General features: G+C 64.1%; 3 protein-coding genes. All 3 read right to left on the reverse strand.

Annotated features, from left to right (window positions below):
* Nucleotides 1-47: 47 nt before the first annotated feature.
* Nucleotides 48-2,015 (reverse strand): potassium transporter Kup, encoded by a 1,968-nt coding sequence (locus tag SPHV1_RS01765; protein ID WP_054944398.1) that lies wholly within the window; start codon nt 2,013-2,015, stop codon nt 48-50.
* Between the two features lie 101 nt (nt 2,016-2,116).
* The gene (locus tag SPHV1_RS01770) at nt 2,117-2,782 is read right to left on the reverse strand and encodes a tetratricopeptide repeat protein (protein WP_054944399.1); all 666 of its coding nucleotides are present in this window, start codon (nt 2,780-2,782) and stop codon (nt 2,117-2,119) included.
* A complete protein-coding gene (locus tag SPHV1_RS01775) occupies nt 2,779-3,141 on the reverse strand; it encodes a cytochrome c-type biogenesis protein (RefSeq protein WP_231634395.1) in 363 nt (120 codons plus the stop codon). The genes SPHV1_RS01770 and SPHV1_RS01775 overlap by 4 nt, the downstream gene beginning before the upstream one ends.
* Nucleotides 3,142-3,239 lie beyond the last annotated feature (98 nt).

Genomic DNA, 3,239 nt, shown 5'->3' on the forward strand with positions numbered 1-3,239 from the left:
CCCCCCCCCCTTTTTGCTGTCCTTTTGGACGAGGACGAGCTTCGCGATCAGATCTCGAGCTGGCTGCCCAGTTCGACGACGCGGTTGGTCGGCAGCCGGAAGAATTCCATGGCACTCGCCGCATTGCGCATCATCCAGGCGAAAAGCTTTTCGCGCCAGATGGCCATGCCCGGCTTGGCCGCCGGCAGCAGCGTCTGGCGCGAAAGGAAGAAGCTGGTCTTCATCATCTCGAACGGCGCGCCGCAGATCTGCGTATTGGCGAGCGCTGCGGGGATGTCCGTCTCTTCCATGAAGCCGTAGCGCAGCGTCAGGCGATAGAAGCCCTGCCCGAGGTCAGAGACCTCGTAGCGCTCGCTCGCCTCGACATAGGGCACTTCGGCCACTTCGACGGTCAGGACCACGACGCGCTCATGCAGCACCTTGTTGTGCTTGATGTTGTGCAGCAGTGCCGAAGGCACGCCGACATTGCTCGACGCCATGAAGATCGCCGTGCCCGGAACGCGCGCGGCACTGCCGTGGGCGCTCTTGGCGAAGACATTGAGCGGCAGCGCGGCCTCGGTCATGCGCAGGCGCATGAGGCGGCGGCCCTTGTTCCACGTCGTCAGCAACGTGAAGGCAATGCCGCCGATCAGCAGCGGGAACCAGCCGCCGTCCGCGATCTTGGTCGCGTTCGCGGCGAAGTAGGCGCCGTCGACGATGAAGAAGGTAACGATGACCGGAATCGCCAGCCACAGCTTCCAGCGCCACAGGACGATCAGCAGCACGGTCATCAAGCAGGTGTCGATCAGCATCGCACCGGTAACCGCGATACCGTAGGCCGAAGCGAGGTTCGACGAGTTCTGGAACACAAGGACCAGCACGATCACGCCGGTCATCAGCGCCCAGTTCACGAAGGGAATGTAGATCTGCCCGACCTCGTGCTCGCTGGTGTGGCGGGTCGAGAGGCGCGGGATGAAGCCCAGCTGCATGGCCTGGTGCGTGATCGAGAACGCACCCGAGATCACCGCCTGGCTGGCGATGAAGGTCGCGCAGGTCGCCAGGATCACGAGCGGCAGGCGCAGGTATTCCGGCGCGAGGTTGAAGAACGGGTTCTCCATCGCCTCTGCCGCCGACGCATCGTCCAGCCCGAGAATCATCGCCGCCTGGCCGAAGTAGTTGATCAGCAGGCAGGGCATGACGAAGCCGAACCACGACATGCGCATCGGGCCTCGGCCGAAGTGGCCCATGTCCGAATAGAGCGCTTCCGCGCCGGTCACGGCCAGCACGACCGAACCCAGCGCGAGGAAGCCGAGCATCTTGTCGGTCAGGAAGAACTGGATCGCGTACCACGGGTTCAGCGCGACAAGCACGCCGGGCATCTGGACGAGGTGATAGATGCCCAGGATCGCGAGTACCGAGAAATAGATCACCATGACCGGCGCGAAGAGCGCACCGACCTTGGCAGTCCCGCTTTTCTGCAGCACGAACAGGCCGATCAGCAGGACCAGCGCAATCGGCAGAACCAGCGGTGCAAGGCGCGATTCGACGACTGTCAGACCTTCGACCGCCGACAGCACCGAAACTGCCGGGGTGATCATCGAGTCGCCGTAGAACAGAGCGGTCGCAAAGACGCCCAGCAACACGACGAGGCCACCGTACCGCGATTTCTTGATGTGACCCGAGATCAGCGCGACGAGGGCAAGGCTGCCGCCCTGCCCCTTGTTGTCCGCTCGCATCAGGATGCCCACGTACTGGATCGAGACGACCAGCGTCATCGACCAGAAGATAAGGCTTACGACACCCAGAATGTGCAACTCGTCGATGGCCAGCGGGTGCGGACCGACGAAAGTTTCACGAAAGGCGTAGATCGGGCTGGTACCGATGTCTCCAAAAACGACGCCTATCGCCCCGAAGGCGAGCTTGGCGATGCTGTTGGAACCATGACCGTGGCCCCCGGGGACTGGAGACGCCGAAGGCATCGCCGGATTGGTTACCGACGGGGCTTCAGCACCACGACCCGATTGTTCATCACTCATTCCTGCGCCCCGTCATGGACTGGACAAGCCATCTCGCAGCTGCGGCAAGGGGTGGCCGTTAGCAGCATGCAGAGACCCAAGCAACGATACTTAAATCAGCCTCAGCGGATTGACTGATCCGAACTGGGACCCTGTCCACCCGATTGACCGGCAAGGAATGCATCCAACTTGGTCAACTGATCGGCCAGCGGTGCGCGCCAGGGCGCATCTTCGGGCGCACGTTCGAGCAGGTCGGACCAGAGCTGGCGGGCCTCGGCGTAACGACCCGACTGGGCGAATGCGAGGCCCAGGAAGAACGGCGGGCCCGGTGCGTCCGGGTCCGACAGGGCCGCCTTGCGGAAGGCATAGAGCGCAGCCGGCGTGAGAAGACCGTCAGCATGCGAGACGAGTGCGTTGCCCATCGCCAGCCATGCCTCGGTGTTCTTGGGATCGGCGTCGACCGCGCCGCGCAGGACCTCAGCAGCATCGCCATAACGGCCGTTTCGCGCCAGTCCGTCGGCAATCACCACCCAGCGGTCGCTCGGCGGCAGGTTGCTGTCGCTAACCTTTCCCCGCGCATCGACCATGGCCGCAGCATTATTGGAGACCTGCTCTGAAGGCGCCTTGGGCGCTGCGGGCAAGCCCGGACTTGCCTGCGAGGCATAGCCGGCGATGCCCAGCACGAGAGCGGCAGCGATGGCTTCCCAGCCGCCACGCGGCGCCTTGAGCACGAAGGCGGTGGCGATGAAGGCGACCAGCGCCAGAACGACGACGAGGACCCAGGTCACTGTTCCCCTCCCCTGCGAAAGCGCCGGCGCAGCAACAGCACGGCCAGCAGGATGAGAAAGGCGGGCACGGCGAAAAGCGGCCAGGTGAGGCTGGTCAGTTGCGGGGCATAGCTGACGTAGTCGCCATAGCGTTCGATCAGCCAGCTGCGAATCGCCTCGGGATCTTCGCCTGCAGCAATCCGCTCCCGCACGAGCGAGCGCATCGAACCGGCAATCGGTGCATCCGAATCGGCAATCGACTGTCCCTGGCACTGCAGGCAGCGCAGCGTTTCCATCAGCGACTGCGCCTTCTCCTCCTTGGCCGGGTCTTCCAGCTGGCGATAGGCGTAGGGCGCGGTGGACTGCTCTTCCTGCGCCATGGCAGGAACGACGGACAGCAGGCCAAGAGCGGCCACGATCACGACAATCAGGCGGCTGACAGGCAGGCGGCTGACAGGCAGGCGGCTGACAGGCAGGC

It is taken from the genome of Novosphingobium sp. KN65.2 (assembly GCF_001368935.1).
Taxonomy (GTDB): domain Bacteria; phylum Pseudomonadota; class Alphaproteobacteria; order Sphingomonadales; family Sphingomonadaceae; genus Novosphingobium; species Novosphingobium mathurense.